This is a genomic window from Kibdelosporangium aridum, from assembly GCF_900176515.1.
In the GTDB taxonomy this organism is placed as follows: domain Bacteria; phylum Actinomycetota; class Actinomycetes; order Mycobacteriales; family Pseudonocardiaceae; genus Kibdelosporangium; species Kibdelosporangium aridum.
The window spans coordinates 118,352-140,426 of record NZ_FWXV01000009.1; the positions used below are offsets into that span (position 1 = coordinate 118,352).

The following is a 22,075-nucleotide window of genomic DNA, read 5'->3' on the forward strand; positions in this document are numbered from 1 at the left end:
CCGACTTGACCACGCTGCCAGTGCGAATACCACGATGCCGCAGCGCAACGGTGTCATGCTTGGCCAACCAGGCGAATCGCCGACGAGGCCTTCGCGGAAGTGGAGTCTCGCACCACCACAAAGCAAGTCTGCCTTGATGATCGCCGTCGAGCCGGCCACACCCCGTTGAGACACCGCCAAATCCCGCCATCAGGGGAGCCCTTGATTTAAGTCAACCAGAAGCGGCCGACAGTTCTTGGCTTGCGTGACACGTTCGGGTAGTCCAGTTGGCTCACCCGGCGTTGGTACCGGTTTGGCTTCATAGCACCGTTTCCGGTCCGTTCGGCTGCCCAAAAGGGCATACTCCTCGCGCAGCAGCGCACACGTCACCCCGGTGAGTGGTTATCGGGGTGCAAACCCTGATAACCACTCACGAGGAGTGTCGAGGGAGGTGCAATGCCCACGAGAACGCTGGCGCTCGCCGTGGTGTCGGCCGCGCTGTTCGCCGGCCTGACGACTCCGGCATCGCCCGCGCAGGTGGATCCGCCGTCCGTGGACTTCACGATCGGACCTGGCGGCCATGCCACCGTGACCAAGAAAGTGACCACACCGGTGGTCCCGCCGAATCCCGACATCGTTTTGCTCGGCGACACCACCGGCAGCATGATCGACGTTCTGGAGAACGTCAGGGCAAACGCGAACTCGATCACCAGCCAGGTCCTGCGGGCCCAGCCGTCGGCCAGGTTCGCGGTCGCCGAGTACAAGCACAACGTCGACGGCGCGCAGGTCTTCACCGTGAACCAGGCTCTGACCAACAACCAGGAGCAGGTTCGGGCGGCGACCCAGCGGTGGATCGACAACGCCGGCGGCGGCGGGCTCCCGACGAGCGACTTCGTCAACGCGCATTACCGGATCGGAACCGACGCCATCGCGTTCCGGCCGGACAGCAGCCGGATCATCGCGTGGTTCGGTGACGCACGCTCGGAGAACCCGAGTCTCGGGCGTTCTCTGCAGCAAGCGATAACCGCGTTGCAGGGCAAGCAGGTCAGGGTCATCGCCGTTCCCATCTCGGGTACGGACGGTGGCGGCCTGGACGGTCGTGGCCAGGCCAGCACCATCACGGCACAGACCGGTGGCGTGTTGATGCCGGACAGTTCCGCGGCCGAGGTGGCCAACGCCATTCTGGATGGCATCAAGAACCTGGACGTCACGGTGACCCATCGGGTGTCCGACTGCGCCTCGCAGTTGACCACCTCGATCACCCCGGCGAGCAGGCAGGTCCAGAGTGGACAGACTGTCGAGTTCAACGAGGTCATCGGGGTCAAGGAAGGGACGCCGCCGGGTGTCTACCGGTGCAAGGTCGACTTCCTGATCAACGGCACGCCTGAGGGACTGACGCAGAACATCACGGTTCGTGTGCCAGGAGTGGAGGTCGAAGGCAACTATCTCAACGAGGGCAGCTCCGCGTCGGTCAGTGTGAGGTTGGACCAGCCCCCCACCACGCCGGTCACAGTGCACTACGAGACCGTCGATGGGACAGCGACTGCGGGTTCGGACTATGTCGCCGCAGAAGGTGATCTCGTATTCCAGCCCAGGGAGACCATCAAACAGATAGCCTTCCAGTCCGTCGAGGACTACAGCTACGAGTACGACGAGACGTTCGCGGTGCGGTTCACTCAAGGCGGCCGAGTTGTCGGCACTGCCACGCTCGTCATCAGGGATGACGACGGTGATGTCACGGTGCACTCGTGTACCGCCAACGCCGTGAAGCTGCTCAACAAGAAGGTCGCGACGGCCAACCCGGCCAAGTCGACGTGCAAGAACGACAGCAAGTCGGTGGCCTCGGCGAATCTGGAAGCCGGCCTTGTTTCCGTCGAAGTCGACGGTTTGTCGGCCAAGACGGGCAAGGACAACGCCAAGGCGTCGGCAGGTTCGGTCAAGATCACCGCACTCGACCAGGTCGTCGAGATCGGCCTGATCGAGTCGAATGTCAGTGCCACCTGTGGCAAGGGCAAGACGAGCGGTAGCTCGACGGTCGGTTCGGTGAAGATCAACGGCGAAGCCGTGAAGGTAGGCTCCGGCCCGGTCACCATCCCGTTGGCGGTCGGTTCGCTGAAGCTGAACAGAACGGTCAAGACGGCGACGTCGGTGACTCAGCGCGCTGTCTCGCTCGACACCGCGCTTGCCGACCTGGTGATCGCCGAGTCGCAGGTCGAGTGCCCGAAGAGGAAGTGAACCCCGCCAGGTGGGCGGGCTTCGGCCCGCCCGCTTTCACTCCTGGGTGTCACCAAGGGATTCCAATAGCTCCCGCAGAGTCTTGGCCAGTGTGTCCCGCTGTTTGGCGGTGAGTCCGGCCAGGACGCGGTTCTCCGTCGCGATGTGCTCAGGCAGCACCTCGTTGATCAGATCCCAGCCTTTGTCGGTCAGTGAGACGACGACGCTGCGCCCGTCCACCTCGTTGCGCGAGCGCCGGACCAGTTCGCGCTTTTCCAAGCGGTCCAGTCGTTGGGTGACCGCGCCCGACGTGACCATCGAGGACTTCACCAGGTCGTTCGGCGTCAGATGATGCGGCGGCTCAGATCGCCGCAACGTCGCGAGCACGTCGAACGAGGCCCGGTCGAGGTCGTATCGGGCGAACGTCCTCTCCAGTTCGCCGCTGATCAGCCGGTTCACCCGGTTCAGCCGCCCGATCACGCCCATCGGGGAAACGTCCAGGTCAGGACGCCTTTGGTGCCACTGTTCGAGCACCATGTCGACATGGTCCGCCATACCGACATGGTAGCGAAATATCTTAGCGGTGAGCTACTTCACCCTGGCCAGATAGCTTAGCTCTAAGATACATTGTCTTAGTGCTAAGCAATCGGATCGCTCTCATCCTGGTGACCGCGCTGGCGCCCATGATCTGGGGGACCACCTACTACGTCACCACCGAACTGCTGCCGCCCGACCGGCCGCTGTTCGCCTCGCTCGTCCGCGCCTTGCCGGCCGGACTGTTGCTCGTCGCCGTCACTCGCCGGTTGCCGACGGGTGACTGGTGGTGGCGCGCCTTGGTTCTCGGCACCCTCAACATCGGTGCCTTCCTGCCGTTGCTGTTCCTGGCCGCGTATCGGCTTCCCGGAGGTGTCGCCGCGACTGTCGGTGCCATCCAGCCGCTGATCGTCGTTGGCTTGTCCGCGGTCGTGCTCAACGACCGGTTGACGCTGCGCAAAGCGCTGGCGGGCGTCGGTGGCGTGTTCGGTGTCGCCCTGCTTGTGTTGCGTGCCAACGCACAACTGGACATGCTGGGCGTTTTCGCTGCGCTCGCAGGTGCGTTCGTGATGGGGACCGGCGTTGTGCTGAGCAAGCGCTGGGTGTCGCCAGCACCGGTGCTCGCGACCACTGGATGGCAACTCGTCGCTGGTGGTGTGCTGCTGCTTCCCGCCACGTTGATCGTCGAAGGCGTCCCCTCGGAGATCACCGGGGAGAACGTGCTGGGACTGGCGTATCTCTCGATCATCGGCGCCGCGATCACGTACGCCTTGTGGTTCCGCGGGATCCGGTCACTGACGGCCGTGAACGTGACGTTCCTGAGCCTGCTGAGCCCGGTGGTCGCCACCGTGGTCGGCTGGCTCGCGCTTGACCAGAAACTCAGTGCCGCACAACTGATCGGCGCGTTGATCGTGCTGGTGTCGTTGATAGCGGCCCAAACTCAAGGAGTGAGCAATGCGGATGACCGTGTTCGGAGCCGGGGGAACCGCCGGACGCCGAGTCGTAGCCGAAGCCTTGTCTCGAAACCATGACGTCACAGCGGTAGTCCGCGATCCCGCCCGATACCCCGACATGGCCGCGGTCGCGGGAGATGCCTCGAACGCTGACGACGTTACGCGGCTGACCGAAGGACAGGATGTCGCGATCCTGGCGACGCGTCCGGCGCCCGGCCGTGAGCACGAAGCCGCCACCACGACCAAGGCGGTGCTGGCCGGAATCGCCCCAGGAGTCCGGCTTCTGGTGATCGGCGGCGCCAGCACGTTGACTCTGCCAGGCGGCGGCCACGTGATGGACGCACCGGACTTTCCTGTTGAGTTGCAACCGATCGCGCAGGCCTCGGCGCAGCAACTCGACGTGTGCCGCGCGGAAACTTCCGCCGATTGGGTGTACTTGAGCCCGGCCATCGTCCTCGAACCCGGTGAGCGGACAGGAAAATACCGAGTTGGTGGCGACGAAGCGTTGGTCAACGCCGAAGGCTGGTCGTTCATCTCGATGGAAGACCTCGCGGTTGCGGTGCTCGACGAACTGGAACAACCCCGGCACCACCGGACCCGCTTCACGGTCGGGTATTGATTTTCAGCCCATCAGCCGATGCAGCCCGGTACTCGTGGCCGCGAGCATGCCGCAGTGGTCGGCGAACGCGATGTCGTTCACGGCACCGAAAGTGGTTTCGCGGCCACGAGGCCTGCCGGTGTAAGCGTCCAGCCAGGACACTCCGGCAGCGGTGCCGACGGCCAGAGTCCGTCCATCACCGGTGAAGCAGAGAGTGCCGGTGCGTGACTCGATCTGGTGATTCCACGCGGTCTCACCTGTACCGGATCGAGTGGCCACGACGCCGGTCGGATGAACCCACATGGCGATGAGTTCGCCGTCGGGGGAGAAGCGGAGCGTGCCGGACACCTCGGAGCTCCACGGCTGCGGATCCCGCCGGTCGTAGCGGTGCCGCAGATGGCCGTCCCGTCCGATATCCAGGACGGTCAACCACCAGCTGCCCCGCATCGAATTGCCGACCGCGAGCCTGCGGCCGTCCGGCGAGAACTGCGGTGTGACCCGGGCGTCGCCAAGGCCCTCCCAGTCAGCGTGGTCGATGTCCTCGTCGCTGGCGAGCGTCGCGCCGGTCACGGTGTCCACGATCCGGAGCTTCTGGTTGCCGCCGATCGCGAGCTGGTCCCCGTCCGGCGACATGGCAAGACAGCCGGTGGGGACGTCGGGGAGTTCGTGCGTCAGCCGGACCGCGGCCCATTGCCTGAGCTGAACGGACTTCTCCCCGGCGAACGCGACAAGCGGACCCGTGAACGACCCGACCGGCCCCCGTAAGTCGGTGCGTGAGCCGACCCGCATGATCTCCAACGGCTTGATCTTCGGCTCAAGCTCCCACCGGACAAGGACGGTGCCCCGATACATGGTGGTCAACGCCTCAGCCCGATGCGGCCGGATGGCAACGGTCTGCTGAGGCCCGTGCTCGACCTCATCAAGCCCCAACCGCGCCGACCGCCCGTGATAGCGAAGCCTGCGCGCCATCCGCTCCCGCAACTCAGAAGGGCCGGCGGGTAAAAGATCCTGCGGCAGATCCCCGAACTCATCCCGGCTACCCGGATCAGCACCGCGCTCGAGCAGCATGTCGGCGACATCCGTCCACCCGAACTCGACAGCACGGTGGAGCGGAGAAGTATCCCCAGTCGTCCGGACCGGAGCACCAGCGGAAATGAGCAGCCGGGCGATATCCGGATCCTGCGCGATCTCAAGCGGCGTGTTGCCGTCATCGTCGGTGACCGACAACGCCGCCCCAGTCGCGAGCAGCGCACGGACCGCATCCGCATCACCGCTCGCTACGGCGCTATGCAGGTCCACGGCTGTCACGTTAGGTCCCGGGTCGATCAACCGTCCAGCAAAGCCCGCAACCACCCAGTGACATCCGCCATCACCGCCTCATCGGTCATCAGCGAGACAGATCCGGCACGGGCGAGCTGTCGGGTACTCATCGAGATCGGACTGGCTGCCGCAGATCTTCACGTAAGGTCCGGTCCACTGCGAACCTCGTGTCGGCGTTCCACTGATCGTCCGGCATGTGGCTCGATGAAGGACGAGGTTGTTCGGGTTCAGGCTTCGCTCTGCGTTGATGACGTAGAGATCAGGGTGCGCTGCTTGCCACGCGAGGTAGCCCTCGTCGTCATCGACGAATGTCTGCGCCGCTGCTCTGGCCATGGGGCCTTCTCTCAGTGCGGGAATGCTCGCCATGCCCGTCGTTCGATGTGCTCGCGGTGTTGCCGGATGTCCGTGGCGACCTCAAAACGTAACGGCGTCAATCCCAAGATGTGAGAGCAGGGAGCGGTACGCGATCCGTACCGGTTGGACGCCAACTTGGGGGAACGCATACACCGTGCACGGCAGTTCTGCCGAGGTCAATCACGAGGTCAGGACCCGTGCGAGGAGTAACCGTGCCCCTGTTCGGTTGCCGGGTGGTCGCGGCAACGCCTGGCTGCAATCACATGTCCATGTCCAGCACCGTTAAATTGGTAAAGGACAGGTAGGCGAGTGGACCCCCTTGCCGATGTCACGCAACGTAAGTGCCGAGGGGATGCCGGCGTAGACGTCAGAGCCGCGATGAGGATCTTCTCGGCGTTCCGCACGCGGGTGAACAGCGGCGGTTCGGACAACGAGAACACTTGGTCGAGGCTAGCTGGAGGATGTGTGCAAGGCTCGTGCTTTCCCGGTAACCTACGTGCCCTAGGCCGAGAGGCGCTGCAACGGACCGCGCCGGTCCGCCACGCTCGGTCTGCCACGAAGGCTAACAAGGGCGCCTCCCAGATGATGGGAGGCGATTCATGAGCAAGTCTCTGCAAGATCTTCTCCGCGAGCGCGTCGTGGTGCTGGACGGCGCCTGGGGCACGATGCTGCAGGGCGCGGGCCTCACTGCGGCCGACTACCGGGCCGATTTCATCGCCGACGACCACCCCAAGGACGTCACGGGCGACCCTGACCTGCTCAATCTCACCCGCCCGGACGTCATCCTCGACGTGCACCGCCAGTACTTGGCCGCGGGCGCGGACATCACCACCACCAACACCTTCACCGCCACGAGCATCGGCCAGGGTGACTACGCCCTGCAGGCGCTGGTGCACGACATGAACGTGCGGGGCGCGCAGCTCGCGCGCCAGGCCGCGGACGAGGCGGGTGGCAAGTTCGTCGCGGGTTCGATCGGGCCGTTGAACGTCACGCTCTCGTTGTCGCCGAAGGTCGAGGACCCGGCGTATCGCGCGGTCACGTTCGACGAGGTCTACGCCTCCTACGCCGAGCAGATCAAGGCGCTCGCCGAGGGCGGCGTCGACCTGCTGCTGATCGAGACGATCTTCGACACGCTGAACGTCAAGGCCGCTGTCGCCGCGGCCAAGGACGTCGCGCCGCACCTGCCGTTGTGGATCTCGGTCACGATCGTCGACCTGTCCGGCCGGACACTGTCCGGGCAGACCGTCGAGGCGTTCTTCAGCTCGATCGAGCACGCGGATCCCCTGATCGTGGGAGTCAACTGTTCGCTGGGGGCTGCGGAGATGCGCCCGCACGTCGCCGATCTGTCCCGGCTCGCGGGCACGTACACCGCCAGTCACCCGAACGCGGGTCTTCCGAACGCTTTCGGGGGATACGACCAGACACCCGACGAGACCGCCGCGTTGCTCAAGGACTTCGTCGAGCAGGGCATGGTCAACATCGTCGGCGGCTGTTGCGGCACCACGCCCGCGCACATCAAGAAAATCGCGCAGGCCGTCGAAGGCCTGAAGCCGCGTGAGATCCCGGCGATTCACCCGAAGACGCGATTCAGTGGCCTCGAGCCGTTCGAAATCGGCAAGGACACCGGGTTCGTGATGATCGGTGAGCGCACCAACGTCACCGGATCGGCCAAATTCCGCCGGCTGATCGAGGGCAAGGATTTCCAGGCCGCCGTCGACGTCGCGCTCGACCAGGTGCGCGGCGGCGCGAACCTGCTGGACGTCAATATGGACGCCGACCTGCTCGACAGCGAGCGGGCGATGACCACGTTCCTCAACCTGATCGCGACCGAGCCCGAGGTCGCGCGCCTGCCGGTGATGATCGACAGCTCCAAGTGGACTGTGCTGGAAGCCGGTCTGAAGTGCGTGCAGGGCAAGGGCGTCGTCAACTCGATCAGCCTCAAGGAAGGCGAGGAGCAGTTCCTCGAGCACGCCCGCAAGATCCGCAGTTACGGCGCGGGTGTCGTGGTCATGGCCTTCGACGAGAAAGGCCAGGCCGACAGCACCAAGCGCAAGGTCGAGATCTGTGCGCGGGCGTACGACCTGCTCACCCAAAAAGCCGGCTTCCCGGCTGAGGACATCATCTTCGACCCGAACGTGCTCGCCGTCGCGACGGGAATCGCTGAGCACAACGGGTACGCCAAGGCGTTCATCGACGCGTTGCCGTTGATCAAGCAGCGCTGTCCGGGCGTGCGGATCAGCGGCGGTATCTCCAACCTGTCGTTCTCCTTCCGTGGCAACAACGTTGTCCGTGAGGCGATGCACTCGGCGTTCCTGTTCCACGCCGTGAAGGCCGGGCTGGACATGGGCATCGTCAACGCCGGTCAGCTCGCCGTGTACCAGGACATCCCGGCCGACTTGCTGGAACTGGTCGAGGATGTGCTTTTCGACCGCCGCGAGGACGCCACCGACCGGCTGGTCGCGTTCGCGGAAACGGTGAACGGCAAGGGAACCAAGCGTGCGGTCGACCTGTCGTGGCGGGAGGCGCCGGTCGCGCAGCGCCTGGAACACGCGCTGGTGCACGGGATTGTGGACTTCATCGAAGAGGACACCGAGGAGGCGCGCCAGGACGCGGCCCGCCCGCTCGACGTCATCGAAGGTCCGCTGATGGACGGCATGAAGATCGTCGGCGACCTGTTCGGCTCGGGCAAGATGTTCCTGCCGCAGGTGGTCAAGAGCGCGCGGGTGATGAAGCGTTCGGTGGCGTACCTCGAGCCGTTCATGGAGGCCGAGAAGGAGAAGCTGCGCGCCGAAGGCAAGATCGACACCAGGCACGGCAACGGGAAGGTCGTGCTCGCCACGGTCAAGGGCGACGTGCACGACATCGGCAAGAACATCGTCGGGGTGGTGCTGGGCTGCAACAACTACGAGGTGATCGACCTCGGCGTGATGGTGCCCGCGGCGACCATTCTGGACACCGCGATCGCCGAAGGCGCCGACGCGATCGGCCTGTCCGGTCTGATCACGCCGTCACTCGACGAAATGGTCAGTGTGGCAACGGAAATGCAGCGCCGTGGGATGAAGCTGCCGTTGCTGATCGGTGGTGCGACCACGTCCCGCCAGCACACCGCGGTCCGGATCGCGCCCGCGTACGACGGCTCGACCGTGCACGTGCTGGACGCGTCCCGCGTTGTCGGTGTCGTCTCGCACCTGCTCGACGACGGCAAAGCGGCCGTGCTGGACGAAGCCAACCGGGTCGAGCAGGCTCGGTTGCGTGAGCAGCACGAAGCCAAGGAGCGCCGTCCACTGTTGACGATCGAGCAGGCGCGGGCGAACCCGGAGCGGGTCTCGTTCGACGACCTGCCGAGGCCCGACTTCACCGGCGTGCGCTACCTGGAGCCGGACCTGAACACCCTGCGCGAGATGATCGACTGGCAGTTCTTCTTCCTCGCGTGGGAACTGAAAGGCAAGTTCCCGGCGATCCTCGACCAGCCGGTGGCCAAGGAACTGTTCGACGACGGCACCGCGCTGCTGGACCAGATCATCGCCGACGGTTCGTTCCACGCCCAGGGCGCGTACGGGTTCTGGCCCGCGCATTCCGAAGGCGACGACATCGTCCTCGATGGACAGTTGCGGCTGCCGATGTTGCGCCAGCAGACCGAGAAGCCCACCGGCCGGCCGAACCGGTGTCTCGCCGACTACATCGCGCCGCAGGGCGACCACATCGGCGGGTTCGCTGTGGCGATCCACGGCGCCGAGGACCTCGCGGCGAAATACGAGGAAAGCAACGACGACTACCGCTCGATCATGGTCAAGGCATTGGCCGACCGGCTCGCCGAGGCGTTCGCCGAATACATCCACCTGGAAGCCCGGCGCGCCTGGTTCGAGCCGGACGTCGAGCCCAAGCTGGAGGACCTGCACGCGGAGCGCTTCCGCGGCATCCGCCCCGCGCTGGGCTATCCGGCCAGTCCGGACCACAGCCAGAAGAAGCAGCTGTTCGACCTGCTCGACGCCGAAAAGGTGGGCATGGCGCTGACCGAGTCGTACGCGATGACCCCGGCGGCGGCCGTCAGCGGCCTGATCTTCGCCAACCCCGCGTCCCGCTACTTCACCGTCGGCAGGATCGGCCGCGACCAGGTCGAGGACTACGCACGACGCCAGGACGTGGGCATCGAGGTGGCCGAGCGCTGGCTGCGGCCGAACCTCGGCTACGAGACCAACTGAAGGAACTGGTCGTAGAGGCCGGTCTTCAGCTTCAAGATCGCTTCCTCGACCCGGACGGAACTCTGCCGGGCCCCAGCCGACTCGGCAAGCTGCGAAAGCCGCATGCCGAGTCGGCCGGAGTGCGTGAGCGACAGCGGTGAAGCCGCTGCCAGCGGCCGGGATTTCGCGTCATGGACGTGATGCGGGTGGTAGAAGACCGAGCGCTTGAGCAACAGCTCAATGAACCGGGGTGGGATTCTTGACCGGAACCTAGGACTGCGCGCCGAGCTCGAGGTAGGCGGCGAATGTGCCGAGCCAATGTTCGGCCGCGTAGCCATAGCCGAACACGTAATCCCAGCCGACGGCGGAATGCGCCTCGAACGCCTCTCTCGCCAGCGAGACGTACCTGTGCGAGGAGGGCAACGACTCGGCGATCGAGCGCCACGCCCAGGCACGGGACAGGATCAGCCCGGACAGATGCGAGCCGTGGGCGCCGCTCGGGTCGTCCACGGGCGCCGGCTCGCGCAGGATCTGCCAGCGGTCGGCGGTCAGGTCCGGCAGGAAAGCGTCGAACCATTTAGCGAACTCGGTGCCGTCCATGACCCGGCGCATCAGGTCGGCCTCGGCCAGTGCGGGGGAGAGGAAGTCGGCCGCGTCCGGCTCGAAGCCGCCGTATCCGGCGTCGTCGAAATACCAGCGCAGTGCCGCGGACGTGCACGCCTCAGCGAGTTCGGTGTCACCAGTGGCGCGTGCGGCGTCCAACACGAGACCAACTGCGAACGCGGTGTTCGCGTGGGTTCCCACTCGGACAGGGAAGCGTGCGTCCTGGATCCAGGTGAGCCAGTTCGCCCGGAGAACTTCATTGAGCGGAGCGACCGACCAAGCGGTTCCGGCGAGTTCCGCGTCCAACGTCAACAACCATGCCCAGCCGTACGGGCGCTCCCAGTGGCGACCGGCGCCGGTGGAGAAGTACGCCGCCTCAGTCGTGCAGCCCTCGGGAGTGATCAACGAGGTGAGCACGGATTTCGCCGAGGCGGCCCCGGGTAAGTCCGGGTCGTGGCGCAGCAGCCGGGCCGCCAGCCAGGTCTGGTGCACGCACGAATGCCAGTCGTACGACCCTGCGAACACCGGGTGCAGTGTGCGGTGCGGCACCAGGTCCTCGGGACCGGCGATCAGCCTGGTCCAGTGCACTGGATAGTCACGCTGGACGTTGGCGACGGCGGTGTCGAGCAACCGGTTCGCGGTCTGCCTGTCCAACCGGGTCGTGCGGGGAAGTGGGGACATGACCCCCAATCCTGCCTGACGATAAAACCGTCTTGCCGACCTCTTAGGCTAGAGGGGTGAACTGGACCGTGGACGTGCCCGTGGACACGCTTCCCGAACTGCCCCCACTGCCGCCGCACCTGCGCAAGGCGCTCGACGAAGCCCTGGCCAAGCCGGCCGCGCAGCAGCCGGAGTGGCCGGACCAGGACAACGTGCGCAAGGTCCGCACGCTGCTGGAGTCCGTGCCGCCGATCACCGTGCCCGCCGAGATCGACCGGCTGCACCAGCGGCTCGCCGAGGTCGCCAACGGCGAGGCGTTTCTGCTGCAGGGCGGTGACTGCGCCGAGACCTTCGCGGACAACACCGAGCCGCACATCCGCGGCAACATCCGCACGTTGCTGCAGATGGCCGTGGTGCTCACCTATGGCGCGAGCCTGCCGGTGGTGAAGGTCGGCCGGATCGCCGGTCAGTACGCCAAGCCACGGTCCAACCCCACCGACGCCCTCGGCCTGCCGGTCTACCGGGGTGACATCGTCAACTCCCTGGTCGCCACGCCCGAGGCGCGGGTGCCGGACCCGTCCCGCATGATCCGCGCGTACGCCAACGCGGGCGCCGCGATGAACCTGCTGCGTGCCCTGACCGGCGCGGGCATGGCCGGCCTTGCGATGGTGCACGACTGGAACAAGGACTTCGTGCGTACGTCCCCGGCGGGTGAGCGCTACGAGGCGCTGGCCGCCGAGATCGACCGTGGCCTGCGATTCATGCAGGCCTGTGGCGTGCACGACTACTCGCTCGAGCACACCGAGATCTTCGCCAGCCACGAGGCGCTGTTGCTCGACTACGAGCGCGCCCTGCTGCGGATGGACGTCTGCGGCGAGGAGCCGAAGCTGTACGACCTGTCCTCGCACTTCCTGTGGATCGGCGAGCGCACCAGGCAGCTCGACGGCGCGCACATCGCGTTCGCCGAACTGCTGTCCAACCCGATTGGCCTGAAGATCGGCCCGACCACCAGCCCCGAGCTGGCGGTGGAGTACGTCGAGCGCCTAGACCCGCACAACAAGCCGGGTCGTCTGACGCTGATCAGCCGGATGGGCAACCACAAGGTGCGCGACGTGCTGCCGGGCATCGTGGAGAAGGTCGAAGCGTCCGGCCACAAGGTCATCTGGCAGTGCGACCCGATGCACGGCAACACCCATGAGTCCTCGACCGGCTACAAGACCCGGCACTTCGACCGGATTGTCGACGAGGTCCAGGGCTTCTTCGAGGTGCACCGCAGGCTCGGCACGCACCCCGGCGGCATCCACGTCGAGCTGACCGGCGAGGACGTCACCGAGTGCCTCGGCGGCGCGCAGGAGATCTCCGACACGGACCTGTCCGGCCGCTACGAGACCGCGTGCGACCCGCGCTTGAACACGCAGCAGTCGCTGGAGCTGGCGTTCCTGGTCGCGGAGATGCTCCGCTCCTGAACACGTCCATGAGAATGCCCCCGGCGCGCCGCGTCGGGGGCAATTTCATACGCCAAAGTTTTCCGGCAGCCGTCGTCGCAACCGCCCAGGGGGACCCCCGAATTTCACGTTACCCCAGGGGTCCGACAGTTTTAGCTGCCGAAGAAGTTCACCGCCACCCGGACCGTCGAGCCCTTCTGCACCCGGCTGCCCGGGTTCGGGCCCTGGGCGAAGATCCGCCGGTTGCCGCGGTCGTCACCGAACGCCAGCTCCAGCTTCAAGCCGAGTTTGTCCAGCTGTTCCTTGGCGTCGTTGATGCGTTTGCCGTTCAGGTCCGGCACGGTCACCGCGTTCGACACGGTCAGCGTGACCTTTTTCTCCTCGGACACGGTTCCGGCCACGGGGTCGGTCGAGATCACCCGGCCGCCGTCGACCCGTTCGTCGAACCGGGTGTTCACCGTGACGGTGTATCCGGCTTCCTGGACGAGCTGGCGCGCCTCGGCTTCGGTCTTGCCGCGTACGTCCGGCAGTGGCTTGAGCGGGGCCGGGCCCTTGCTGAGGACCATTATCACTTCGTCGCCGAGCTTGAGCTGTGTGCCCGGGCTGGGGGACAGGGCGACCACGCTGCCCTTCGGCGCGTTGTTGTCGAACCTGTCCTCTTCCGTGGACAGTTTCGGCTTGAGGTCCTGGGCCCGTAATGCGTTCTCGACGTCCGGCACGGTCGCACCGGGTTCGACGTCCGGCACGATCGGCGGGCCGACCGAGACGTACACGTTCACGCCGGATCCCGGGATGAGCGTGCCGGTCGGCGGGTCGGTCCTGATCACCTTGTTGCGGGCGACCGAGTCGCTGCGGGACTCCACCACGGTGGGCACCAGTTTGGCGTCCTCGATCCGTTTCAGCGCGGACTGCTTGTCCGCGCCGACCACGTTCGGGATGGCGACCGGCTCAGGCCCGGCGGTCAGGAAGATCGTCGCGACGATCGCCGCGACGGCCAGCACAGCGGCCGCGATGCCCCAACGCGGGATCGGGAAACGTTTGCGGGGTGGTTCCTTCTTCTTCTCGACCGGGGACCGGGGCGGCTTGGACGGTGGGTCCAAGTCGCTGCGCACCATGGCCCGCGTTCCCTGCGGACCGGGGACAGTTGGCGCTGCGGGCGGCACAGGCTCGGTCTGGACCGTGGGCATATCCGTGGCGACGCGAGGCACGGTCTGCATGCCGTGCGCTGCAGCTGGGATCGGCACGAGTGGAGCGCCAATGGCGTGTCGCACACGCTCGACTTCCTGCAGAAACGCTCCGGCGTCAGCTGGCCGTGCCATCGGGTCACGGCGCGTCGCGCGCAGCACCAGCTCGTCCAGTGCCTGGGGGATCCCGGGTGCCGACAGGCTTGGCGGCGGGACGTCGTCGTTCACGTGCCGGTACGCCACCGAAATCGGGGTGTCGCCGACGTACGGCGGCTGGCCGGTGAGCATCTCGTACAACAGCAGGCCTGCCGAGTACACGTCGCCGCGGGCCGTTGTCACGCCCGTCGCCACCTGTTCCGGCGAAAGGTAGGCGACCGTGCCGAGGATGACGCTGTTGCTCGTGTTGTTCCCGCTGGCCATCGCCTTGACCAGGCCGAAGTCGCCGACCTTGACCACGCCGGACTTGCCGATCAGCACGTTCTCCGGCTTGACGTCCCGGTGCACCAGGCCGTTCTGGTGCGCCGCGGCCAACGCCGACAGCACCGGCTCGAGCACCGACAGCGCCAGCGGGACGGTCAGCCGGCCGCGTTCGACCAGCAGGTCACGCAAGGTGCCGCCGTCCACCAGCTCCATCACCAGGAACACGTGGTCCCCGTCGAAGCCCTGGTCATGCACTGCGATGACGTTCGGGTGGTGCAGGCTCGCCGCGGCTCTCGCCTCACGCTCGAACCGGTCGACGAACGACTGGTCCTCGGCGAACCGGTGATCCATCACCTTGATCGCGACCGGCCGCTCGAGGCGCATGTCCATGCCACGGTAGACAGCCGACATACCGCCGCGGGCCAGCGGCGCGTCGACCCGGTAACGCTGCTCAAGCAACGTCGCCATTCCAAGCCCGCCTCTTTCCTGCACGTGTGCGATCGTACGGATCGGTTTGCTCCTTGTGGGTCGGCCTGCCTCATTTCTCATACGTGTGGCGTGTGGCATCGTGTTCATCCGTGAGTGCGATTCCCATTGCTGACGATGTGCTCGACCCAGCGGTGGAGGTGTTGACCCTGCGGGAGGTGGCCGATCGCGTCGGCCGTCCGGTCAGCCGTGTCCAGCAGGCCCTTCGGGACCACCAGCTGATCGCGGTGCGCAGGCGTGGCGAGCTGCTCGTTCCGGCGATCTTCCTGACCGACAACGACGAAGTGGTCAAGGGCCTGCCAGGGACGATCACCCTGCTTGTCGACTCTGGCTACTCGCCGAGCGAGATCCTGCGGTGGCTGTTCACGGCCGACGAGTCGTTGCCGGGCACGCCGATCGAGGCGCTGCGTGGTGACCGGGGCCGTGAGGTCAAGCGCAGGGCCCAAGCCCTGGCGTTCTGACCAGCGGCTTTCGTCGCAGCCGGCAGGGCGACTCGCAGTCGCTGGCCGGTGGGCACGACCGCGCGCCGGTTCAGGATCTCGTAGTCCACGGCGACGATCTCGTCGAGGATGCCGCGGTAGAGCTTCGCCGCGGTGCTGACACACGGCCTTGACCAGGGCCGAAGCAGCTCGATGCCTGGCTCGGCGCGGCGGTAGATCGCCACCGTGCGCGCGACCATATGGGCTAACGCCCTGCGTATGTACGGGTCATGCCGCCCTGTCCTTCTGGCCCAACGCAACCGGTCGCGGTCGACACCGAACGCGGCCAGCTCGTCCATCGGCAGGTACACGCGGCCACGGTCGAGGTCTTCGCCGACGTCCCGCAGGAAGTTGGTGAGCTGGAACGCCTCGCCGAGCGCGGCGGCGTACGGTTCGGCCTCCTCCTGCGGCGACACTGTGCCGAGGACGGGAAGCATCTGCAGGCCGATCACGCTGGCCGAGCCGTAGACGTACTCGGCCAGGTCGGCATAGGTCTCGTACCGCTTGACGTGCAGGTCCATCCGCATGGACGCGAGGAAGTCGGAGAACAGCCGCCGGTCGATCCGGTAGCGCCGGACGGTGTCGGCCAGCGCGCGCAACACGGGTTGCCCGCCGTCCCACATGGTCCGCTCGAGCGCCAGCAACTCCATGGTCTGCTGGGACTTCGGCAGCGAGCCGTCCACGATGTCGTCCGCGACGCGCGCGAAGCCGTACAGCGCGTGCACCGCCGGGCGATCTGCGATCGGCAGCAACCGGGTCGCCAGGAAGTAAGTCCGGCCGTGACTGGCGTTGATGGCCTTGCTTTCGGCGTACGCGGCGCGCAGTTCAGGATCCGTGATCCCGGCAGCGTCCAGTTCACGCGTACTCACGAACACCCTCCCCCGACAAACACCGCGGCGCCAGCCTAGGTCATTTCGGCGAGCACCCGACCCACTGGGCAGGCGGGCATTGCCCCACACGGCCACGGTATGCGTCGACGAGTTGCCGGGCCAAAGCGTGTGCGGAAGCCGGGTCGCCCGTGGCCGCGACCTCGTCGACGACACAGCCAGCGGTGCAGAATTTCAGCTGCTCATCGGGGATTTTGCGCCAGTCAGGGCCAGTGGCGACGCCGTACTTCCAGATCTGCTTGTCGTCTTTGCCCGCGTCGTCGCGGATCACGTAGACGTGCTGGTTGCCCTGCGGATTGGCCACTGGAGTCTCCGCAGAGCTCGCCAACGTGCGCAGGCCGGTTGGATCAGGCGGCGTGATAAGCGCCATAGCCGTCCATTCGGCGCCATACGGATGCTGCCCGGGCACGGACTGCGCGCGGCGGTAGAACTGCGTCCACTGCGGCGAGGACAGCGTGCACGTCGCGCTGCCTGCCTGGCTGGGCTGCAAGGGGCCGACTCGGCTCTCGCACGAACCGATCACGTTGCCGCCACCGGTCCACGTCGCCTTGACTGCCACCCGTACGGCCTGTTTGCCCACGTTGGTGAGCTCGACCACGATGGCGCAGCTGCTCACGCCGCAGTTCTGGAACTTGTGCGTGCCCTGCTTGACCCCGGTGAACGGGTCGTACGCGGTCTCCAGTTCGGCGGTCTTGGCCGCGAGGTCACGGTAGAGCGCGGCCATGTCACTGGTGGCGTCCGAAACGCTGAACGCCAGGTCACGCACCTTGGTCGGATCCGTCTTGCCCGACTTGGTCAGATCGAACCGGACCAGTCCGTACGGCGGGTTCACGCCCAGGTAGAGCACGCCCGCGTCGGTCGGCACCTCCAGGACGTCCTGACCGGCGACTTTGGTGCGTTTGACGGCGTCCGGCGTCTGGTTGGCGAGGGGTTTGCCGAACAGGCCCGGGAGCGTCTCGGTGTCGAAGATCCGCTCGATGTCGACGCCGAGCAGCACGCCGGGCGCTTTGACCCAGTGGTCGGCGACCGTCGGCGCGGTCGAGTCGGGGACACCGGACAGCTTCAGCCAGAAATCCAGCCCGGCCTTGAGGTACAGCGTGTGGTCGACGACCAGCACGGTCGCGGGCAGCCCGTTCACCGACAGCTCGCCGGTCGCCTCACCGGCCTTGGTCACGGTCACCTGCATCGTGACGTTGTCGCCGGCCGGCGCGGTCAGCGAACCGTTGTACCGCACGGCACCGGCACTCCTGAGGTCCACAATGGACTGAGCGACCGCGTCGGCCGCGACCAGCTTGGGCGCGGGAGCGGGGCCGTTGGGTGACGGCTCGTCGCCGGTGCATCCGGCGCATAGCAGGACCGTCACCAACAGGGTGCCGAGTCCGCGCCGTATCACGCGTTCAACGTTAGTTGACTACTGGCCGAAGTCGACTCGACGGCACGGTCCGGCACATATTCGCTACCTTCCGGTGATTCTCTGCGCGGCGAGCCGCCCGGAGATCACCACCGGTGGAATCCCGACGCCAGGAGTCGTGCCACAGCCCGCAAGCACGGCGTTGTCCACGCCAGGCACCAGGTTGCGTGGCCGGAACGGACCGGTCTGGCGGAACGAGTGCGCCAGCGAGAACGGCGTACCCGCGCCCAGGCCCTGAGCTTCCCAGTCAGCCGGGGTGATCAGCTCGGACACCTCGATCGACGAGCCGAAGCCGGTCAGCCCGCGCTGTTCCAGCACCTTGATCAGCTCGTCGCGGTACCGAGGACCGACACGCGGCCAGTCGATGCGGGAAGTCCGAAGATTCGGGCACGGCGCCAGCACCTGAACCACCTCACGGCCGTCCGGCGCGAGGGTCGGATCGGTCGCGGTCGGCCGCGTGACCAGCAGTGACGGATCGCTCATCAGCCGCCCACGCTTGATGATCTCGTCGAACGTCTTGGACCAGGCGCGACCGAAGAAGATCGTGTGATGCCCGAGCGACTCCCACGACCGGTTCACGCCAGCGTGCAGCACCACGGCGGAGGGCGACCACTGCAACGGCACCAGGCGGCGTGACGGCAACCCCAGCAGGCCACGGGCAATCGGCAAGTCCGGCGTCAGAACCACGGCGTCGCAGGAGATCCGCTCACCGGCAGTCGTACGCACGGCCGTCACGCGAGAACCGACGCGTTCCAACCACGCCGCGCCACACGAATAACGCACGTCCGCGCCCGCGTCGGACGCCGCCTTCGCCATGTGCTCGGCGACCGCAGCCACACCACCGCGCGGAAACCACACGCCCGCAATGGTGTCCATGTACGCGATCACGCCGTACGCCGCCAATGCCCGCTGCGGCGGCACACCCGCGTACAGCGACTGGAACGAGAAAAGCCGCTGCAACCGCTCGTCCGACAGGTACTTCGAGATCGCTGGTCCGAGCCGCCCGAACCCACCCAGCGCGACCAGGCTCGCCAGCTGAGAACCCAGCAGGTCCAGCGGCGAGTCGAAGTTCGCGCCGATGAACGAATCCCGCTCGACCCGGTACAGCTCGGTCAGCCATTTCCGCAGCCTGCGGTACCCGACGGCCTCGGCGGGCCCGGCCACGCCGCGGATCTCGTCCTCCATCGCCGCGGCATCGGAGTGCACGTGGATCGTGCTGCCGTCGGCGAAATGCGCGCGGTACGCCGGATCCAGCTTGATCAAGTCCACCATCGGGGCCCCGACCTGGGCCAACGCGTCCTCGATCAACCCGGGCATGGTGAGCACGCTCGCGCCTGAGTCCACCGTGTACTCGCCGATCCGCATCCGGCCCGCGCGCCCGCCAGGCGTGGAGCCGGTTTCCAGCACCGTGACCTGATGCCCGGACCCGAGCAGGTGCAACGCGCACGACAACCCCGCGAGACCGGCGCCAACCACGATGACATGGTCGGTCCGGCCGGTGACCGTTCTCAGTGGTTCCTCCTGGTCGCGGCCACCGCGAGCTCGGCAAGCCGGTCACCGGCAGGCTCGGCGAGGTCAGCCGCCTGCAGCGCGTGCATCGCAGTGGACGTGAGCGCCTCGATCTCCGCCTCGACCGCGTCCACAGCACCGGACTCGAGCAGCACCGCGCGAGCCCGCTCAACGTCGTCGCCGGTCAGGTCCTGGTTGCCGAGGCAGTGCCGCAGCACGTCCGCGCCTGCCTGCGTGGCTTTCTGCAGGCCGAGCGCCACGAGCAGGGTCCGCTTGCCCTCACGCAGGTCGTCGCCCGCGGGCTTGCCGGTCACGTCGGTGTCGCCGAACACGCCGAGCAGGTCGTCACGAAGCTGGAAAGCCACGCCGATGTCCGCGCCGAACGCCCGCAGCCGCTCCACCACCTCGGGATCCGCGCCCGCCAGGGCAGCGCCCATCTGCAGTGGCCGCTCCACTGTGTACGCGGCGGTCTTCATCCGGGCCACCCGCAGCGCCGCCTCGGGCGATTCGTCGCCCTCCACCTGCGTGAGGATGTCCAAGTACTGGCCCGCGAGCATCTCCGAGCGCATCGCCTGCCACGGCTCACTGGCCGCAGCCAGACGATTCGCCGAGACACCAGAGCCGTAGAACATGTCGTCCGCCCACGCCAGCGCGATGTCGCCGAGCAGGATCGCGGCCGCCATGCCGAACCGCTCCGAGGTCCCCAGCCAACCCCGCTCGCGGTGCAGCCGCTCGAACGTCACATGCACGGTCGGCGAACCCCGGCGGACCGCGGAAGCGTCCATCAGGTCGTCGTGCACGAGCGCACACGCCTGGATCAGTTCCAGGCCGCTGATCGCACGCAGCACAGCCGGAGCGTCCGGCTCGCCGCCCGCGCCACGCCAGCCCCACCACGCGAACGTCGGACGGATGCGTTTGCCGCCCCGCAGGATGAATTCGACCAGCGCGTCGAGTGCGTCCGCCAGCTCCTGGGTGAGGCTGGCCATAGTGGACTGCTTGGCCGACAGGTACTCGGTCAAGGTCCGCTCGACGTGGGCTCGGACGGACTCGTCGATGGTCATCGGATGCACACCTCCATCGTGACCCCCTGCTCAGTTGGCCGACGCGGCGGGGTCGGAAGTCCCGATAGGCTTGAGGTATGACGTCCGTGCTGGAGCGCATCAATGTCGGCAGAGCAACGTTCTCCGTCGAGTTCATGCCGCCCCGAGACGACGCCGACGAGCAGATCCTCTGGCGATCGATCCGTGAACTCGAAGGCCTGGACCCGGCCTTCGTGTCGGTGACCTACGGCGCGGGCGGATCCCGGCGTGACCGCACGATCCGTACGACCGGCCGTGTAGCCAGAGAGACGACGCTGGTGCCGATGGCGCACCTGACGGCCGTCGACCACTCCGTCGCCGAGCTGCGCAACGTCATTGGCTGGTACGCGGCTGTTGGCGTGCACAACGTCCTCGCGCTGCGTGGCGACCCGCCCGGCAACCCGATGGGGGAGTGGGTCAAGCACCCGCAAGGCCTCAGCTACGCGGAAGACCTTGTCCGGCTGGTCTGTGAGCTCGGCGACTTCTGCGTCGGCGTGGCCGCGTTCCCGTACGGACATCCCCGCTGCTCAGACATTGAGACCGACGCGGACCGGCTCGTGCAGAAGTTCCGCGCGGGCGCCCAGTTCGCGGTCGGCCAGCTCTGCTACTCGGCCGAGGACTTCCTCAGGCTGCGTGACCGGGTCGCGGCCCGGGGCAGTGACGCCCCGATCCTGCCCGGTGTGATGCCTCTCACGACGCCGAAGATGCTCAGCAAGGTCGTCGAACTGTCCGGCGCGCCCGTGCCACCGCAGATCGCGTCCCGGCTCGAGCCGTTGGTGGACGACCCGAAGGCGTTCCGCTCCGAAGGCATCGACGTGGTCACCGAGATGTGCCAGCAGCTGCTGGCCGAAGGTGTGGACGTGCTGCACTTCTACACGTTCAACCGGGCGAAGGCGACCAAAGAGGTGCTCGGCAGGCTCGACCTGGTGCCCAGCCGCACGGCGTGAGTCAGCAGCACAAGGCCTTCAGCCCTGCTGTGGACAACTAGCTCGAGCCAACGGTCCGTTCGCGAATCCGGTTGTCCACAGGGTTCTCGACGCTGACCGAACCCAGCCGGACCCACTGGATTCCGCGCCTTCTGTCACGCGGAGGATCCCGGAACCCCTGCGCGGGACGGGTGGCCGGCCTGGCTAGACGTACTCCGACATCTGCTCTTTGCGGCGGCTGCGGCGGTGCGTGAACAGGGCTAAAGCCAGCACGATCAGCGCAGTCCCGACCGCGCCCGCGCCGACCAACAGCACCCATCGCGTCCACGACATCCCGGATTCCGCGTTGTACTGGGAAGTCGCGCTGATGTCGGTGATCCGGCCGGGGCTGAGCTTCCACGAGATGTTGTTGTCCATCTCCAGGATGCCGTTGGTGCGGCCGATCGGACCAGGGAACGCGATCTTGAGCTGGACGTCGGTCCCGTCCGGCCGCAGCTGGGTCAGATCAGCCACCCCGGCGAGCGAGACGATGTCGCCCGACCGGCGGAAGTTCAGCCGGTACCGGCTGGTCAACGAGCTGATCGACTCGGTGAGTGTGCGCAGCTGGTCGAAGCTGAGCTGGGTGAACCGGACTGTCTGGCCCACGTAGCCCTCGGCCTTGTACGGCTCCATCGTGACCTGGCTGGACAGCTCGGCCGGAATGGTCAGCGCCGGGCCGATCTCCTCGGGTTTGACCTGGACAGTGGCGATCTCCAAAGTGCCGGAGATCAAGTCGTTGGCGTCGACCGCCATCGCCGCGCGCACCCGCACGCAGCCGCTGAGCGCGAACGCCAGCACAAGCAGGAGTGGCACA

16 protein-coding genes, 1 pseudogene and 1 riboswitch are annotated in these 22,075 nt (G+C 66.8%); of the genes and pseudogenes, 7 read left to right on the forward strand and 10 right to left on the reverse strand.

Annotated elements, in window-relative coordinates:
- Positions 1-435 precede the first annotated feature (435 nt).
- Positions 436-2,214, forward strand: coding sequence for a Calx-beta domain-containing protein (locus B9C43_RS38775; protein WP_084432164.1), 1,779 nt, complete (start codon positions 436-438; stop codon positions 2,212-2,214).
- 36 nt (positions 2,215-2,250) lie between these two features.
- Here the strand turns inward: B9C43_RS38775 and B9C43_RS38780 are convergent, their stop codons facing one another.
- A complete protein-coding gene (locus B9C43_RS38780) occupies positions 2,251-2,748 on the reverse strand; it encodes a MarR family winged helix-turn-helix transcriptional regulator (RefSeq protein WP_084432167.1) in 498 nt (165 codons plus the stop codon).
- A gap of 80 nt (positions 2,749-2,828) precedes the next feature.
- On the opposite strand from B9C43_RS38780, the gene B9C43_RS38785 reads away from it, so the two are divergent.
- Positions 2,829-3,758, forward strand: a complete 930-nt coding sequence (locus B9C43_RS38785; protein WP_084432170.1) for an EamA family transporter — start codon at positions 2,829-2,831, stop codon at positions 3,756-3,758.
- On the forward strand, positions 3,688-4,299 hold the full coding sequence (locus B9C43_RS38790) for an NAD(P)-dependent oxidoreductase (protein ID WP_235039094.1): 612 nt from the start codon (positions 3,688-3,690) through the stop codon (positions 4,297-4,299). The genes B9C43_RS38785 and B9C43_RS38790 overlap by 71 nt, the downstream gene beginning before the upstream one ends.
- A 3-nt stretch (positions 4,300-4,302) precedes the next feature.
- Here B9C43_RS38790 and B9C43_RS38795 read toward each other — a convergent pair whose 3' ends face one another.
- Positions 4,303-5,577: an ankyrin repeat domain-containing protein gene (locus B9C43_RS38795; RefSeq protein WP_160097005.1), complete on the reverse strand. Its 1,275-nt coding sequence runs from the start codon at positions 5,575-5,577 to the stop codon at positions 4,303-4,305.
- Positions 5,578-6,454: 877 nt separating this feature from the next.
- A riboswitch (S-adenosyl-L-homocysteine riboswitch) is annotated at positions 6,455-6,536 on the forward strand.
- A gap of 15 nt (positions 6,537-6,551) precedes the next feature.
- On the opposite strand from B9C43_RS38795, the gene metH reads away from it, so the two are divergent.
- Positions 6,552-10,154 (forward strand): methionine synthase, encoded by a 3,603-nt coding sequence (gene metH / locus B9C43_RS38805; RefSeq protein ID WP_084432182.1) that lies wholly within the window; start codon positions 6,552-6,554, stop codon positions 10,152-10,154.
- Here metH and B9C43_RS38810 read toward each other — a convergent pair.
- Both B9C43_RS38810 and B9C43_RS38815 read right to left on the reverse strand, forming a co-directional pair.
- A complete protein-coding gene (locus B9C43_RS38810) occupies positions 10,139-10,366 on the reverse strand; it encodes a hypothetical protein (protein WP_084432185.1) in 228 nt (75 codons plus the stop codon). The genes metH and B9C43_RS38810 overlap by 16 nt on opposite strands.
- Positions 10,367-10,403: 37 nt before the next feature.
- Entirely contained in the window at positions 10,404-11,417 is a 1,014-nt protein-coding gene (locus B9C43_RS38815; protein WP_084432188.1) for a DUF2891 domain-containing protein, read from the reverse strand.
- A gap of 56 nt (positions 11,418-11,473) precedes the next feature.
- Here B9C43_RS38815 and B9C43_RS38820 point away from each other — a divergent pair, with 56 nt between their 5' ends.
- Positions 11,474-12,862: a class II 3-deoxy-7-phosphoheptulonate synthase gene (locus tag B9C43_RS38820; protein WP_084432191.1), complete on the forward strand. Its 1,389-nt coding sequence runs from the start codon at positions 11,474-11,476 to the stop codon at positions 12,860-12,862.
- A 131-nt stretch (positions 12,863-12,993) separates the two neighbouring features.
- On the opposite strand, the gene pknB is transcribed toward B9C43_RS38820, so the two are convergent.
- Positions 12,994-14,937, reverse strand: coding sequence for a Stk1 family PASTA domain-containing Ser/Thr kinase (gene pknB / locus B9C43_RS38825; protein ID WP_327224295.1), 1,944 nt, complete (start codon positions 14,935-14,937; stop codon positions 12,994-12,996).
- An 86-nt stretch (positions 14,938-15,023) separates the two neighbouring features.
- On the opposite strand from pknB, the gene B9C43_RS57020 reads away from it, so the two are divergent.
- Positions 15,024-15,392 carry an Rv2175c family DNA-binding protein gene (locus tag B9C43_RS57020; RefSeq protein ID WP_160097007.1) on the forward strand — a complete coding sequence of 123 codons (369 nt, stop codon included), beginning with the start codon at positions 15,024-15,026 and terminating at the stop codon, positions 15,390-15,392.
- Here B9C43_RS57020 and B9C43_RS38830 read toward each other — a convergent pair.
- The 4 genes and pseudogenes from B9C43_RS38830 to B9C43_RS38845 all read right to left on the reverse strand — a co-directional run.
- A pseudogene (locus B9C43_RS38830) lies at positions 15,380-16,279 on the reverse strand (phytoene/squalene synthase family protein); the annotation flags it as partial. The gene B9C43_RS57020 and the pseudogene B9C43_RS38830 overlap by 13 nt on opposite strands.
- A gap of 40 nt (positions 16,280-16,319) precedes the next feature.
- Positions 16,320-17,690 (reverse strand): hypothetical protein, encoded by a 1,371-nt coding sequence (locus tag B9C43_RS38835; RefSeq protein ID WP_084432197.1) that lies wholly within the window; start codon positions 17,688-17,690, stop codon positions 16,320-16,322.
- A gap of 63 nt (positions 17,691-17,753) precedes the next feature.
- A complete protein-coding gene (gene crtI, locus B9C43_RS38840; protein WP_084432200.1) occupies positions 17,754-19,220 on the reverse strand; it encodes a phytoene desaturase family protein in 1,467 nt (488 codons plus the stop codon).
- Positions 19,217-20,278: a polyprenyl synthetase family protein gene (locus B9C43_RS38845; protein WP_084432203.1), complete on the reverse strand. Its 1,062-nt coding sequence runs from the start codon at positions 20,276-20,278 to the stop codon at positions 19,217-19,219. The genes crtI and B9C43_RS38845 overlap by 4 nt, the downstream gene beginning before the upstream one ends.
- A 77-nt stretch (positions 20,279-20,355) precedes the next feature.
- On the opposite strand from B9C43_RS38845, the gene B9C43_RS38850 reads away from it, so the two are divergent.
- Positions 20,356-21,243, forward strand: a complete 888-nt coding sequence (locus B9C43_RS38850; RefSeq protein WP_033390258.1) for a methylenetetrahydrofolate reductase — start codon at positions 20,356-20,358, stop codon at positions 21,241-21,243.
- Positions 21,244-21,426: 183 nt separating this feature from the next.
- Here the strand turns inward: B9C43_RS38850 and B9C43_RS38855 are convergent, their stop codons facing one another.
- Positions 21,427-22,074 carry an LppM family (lipo)protein gene (locus B9C43_RS38855; protein ID WP_033390259.1) on the reverse strand — a complete coding sequence of 216 codons (648 nt, stop codon included), beginning with the start codon at positions 22,072-22,074 and terminating at the stop codon, positions 21,427-21,429.
- Between the last annotated feature and the right edge of the window lies 1 nt (position 22,075).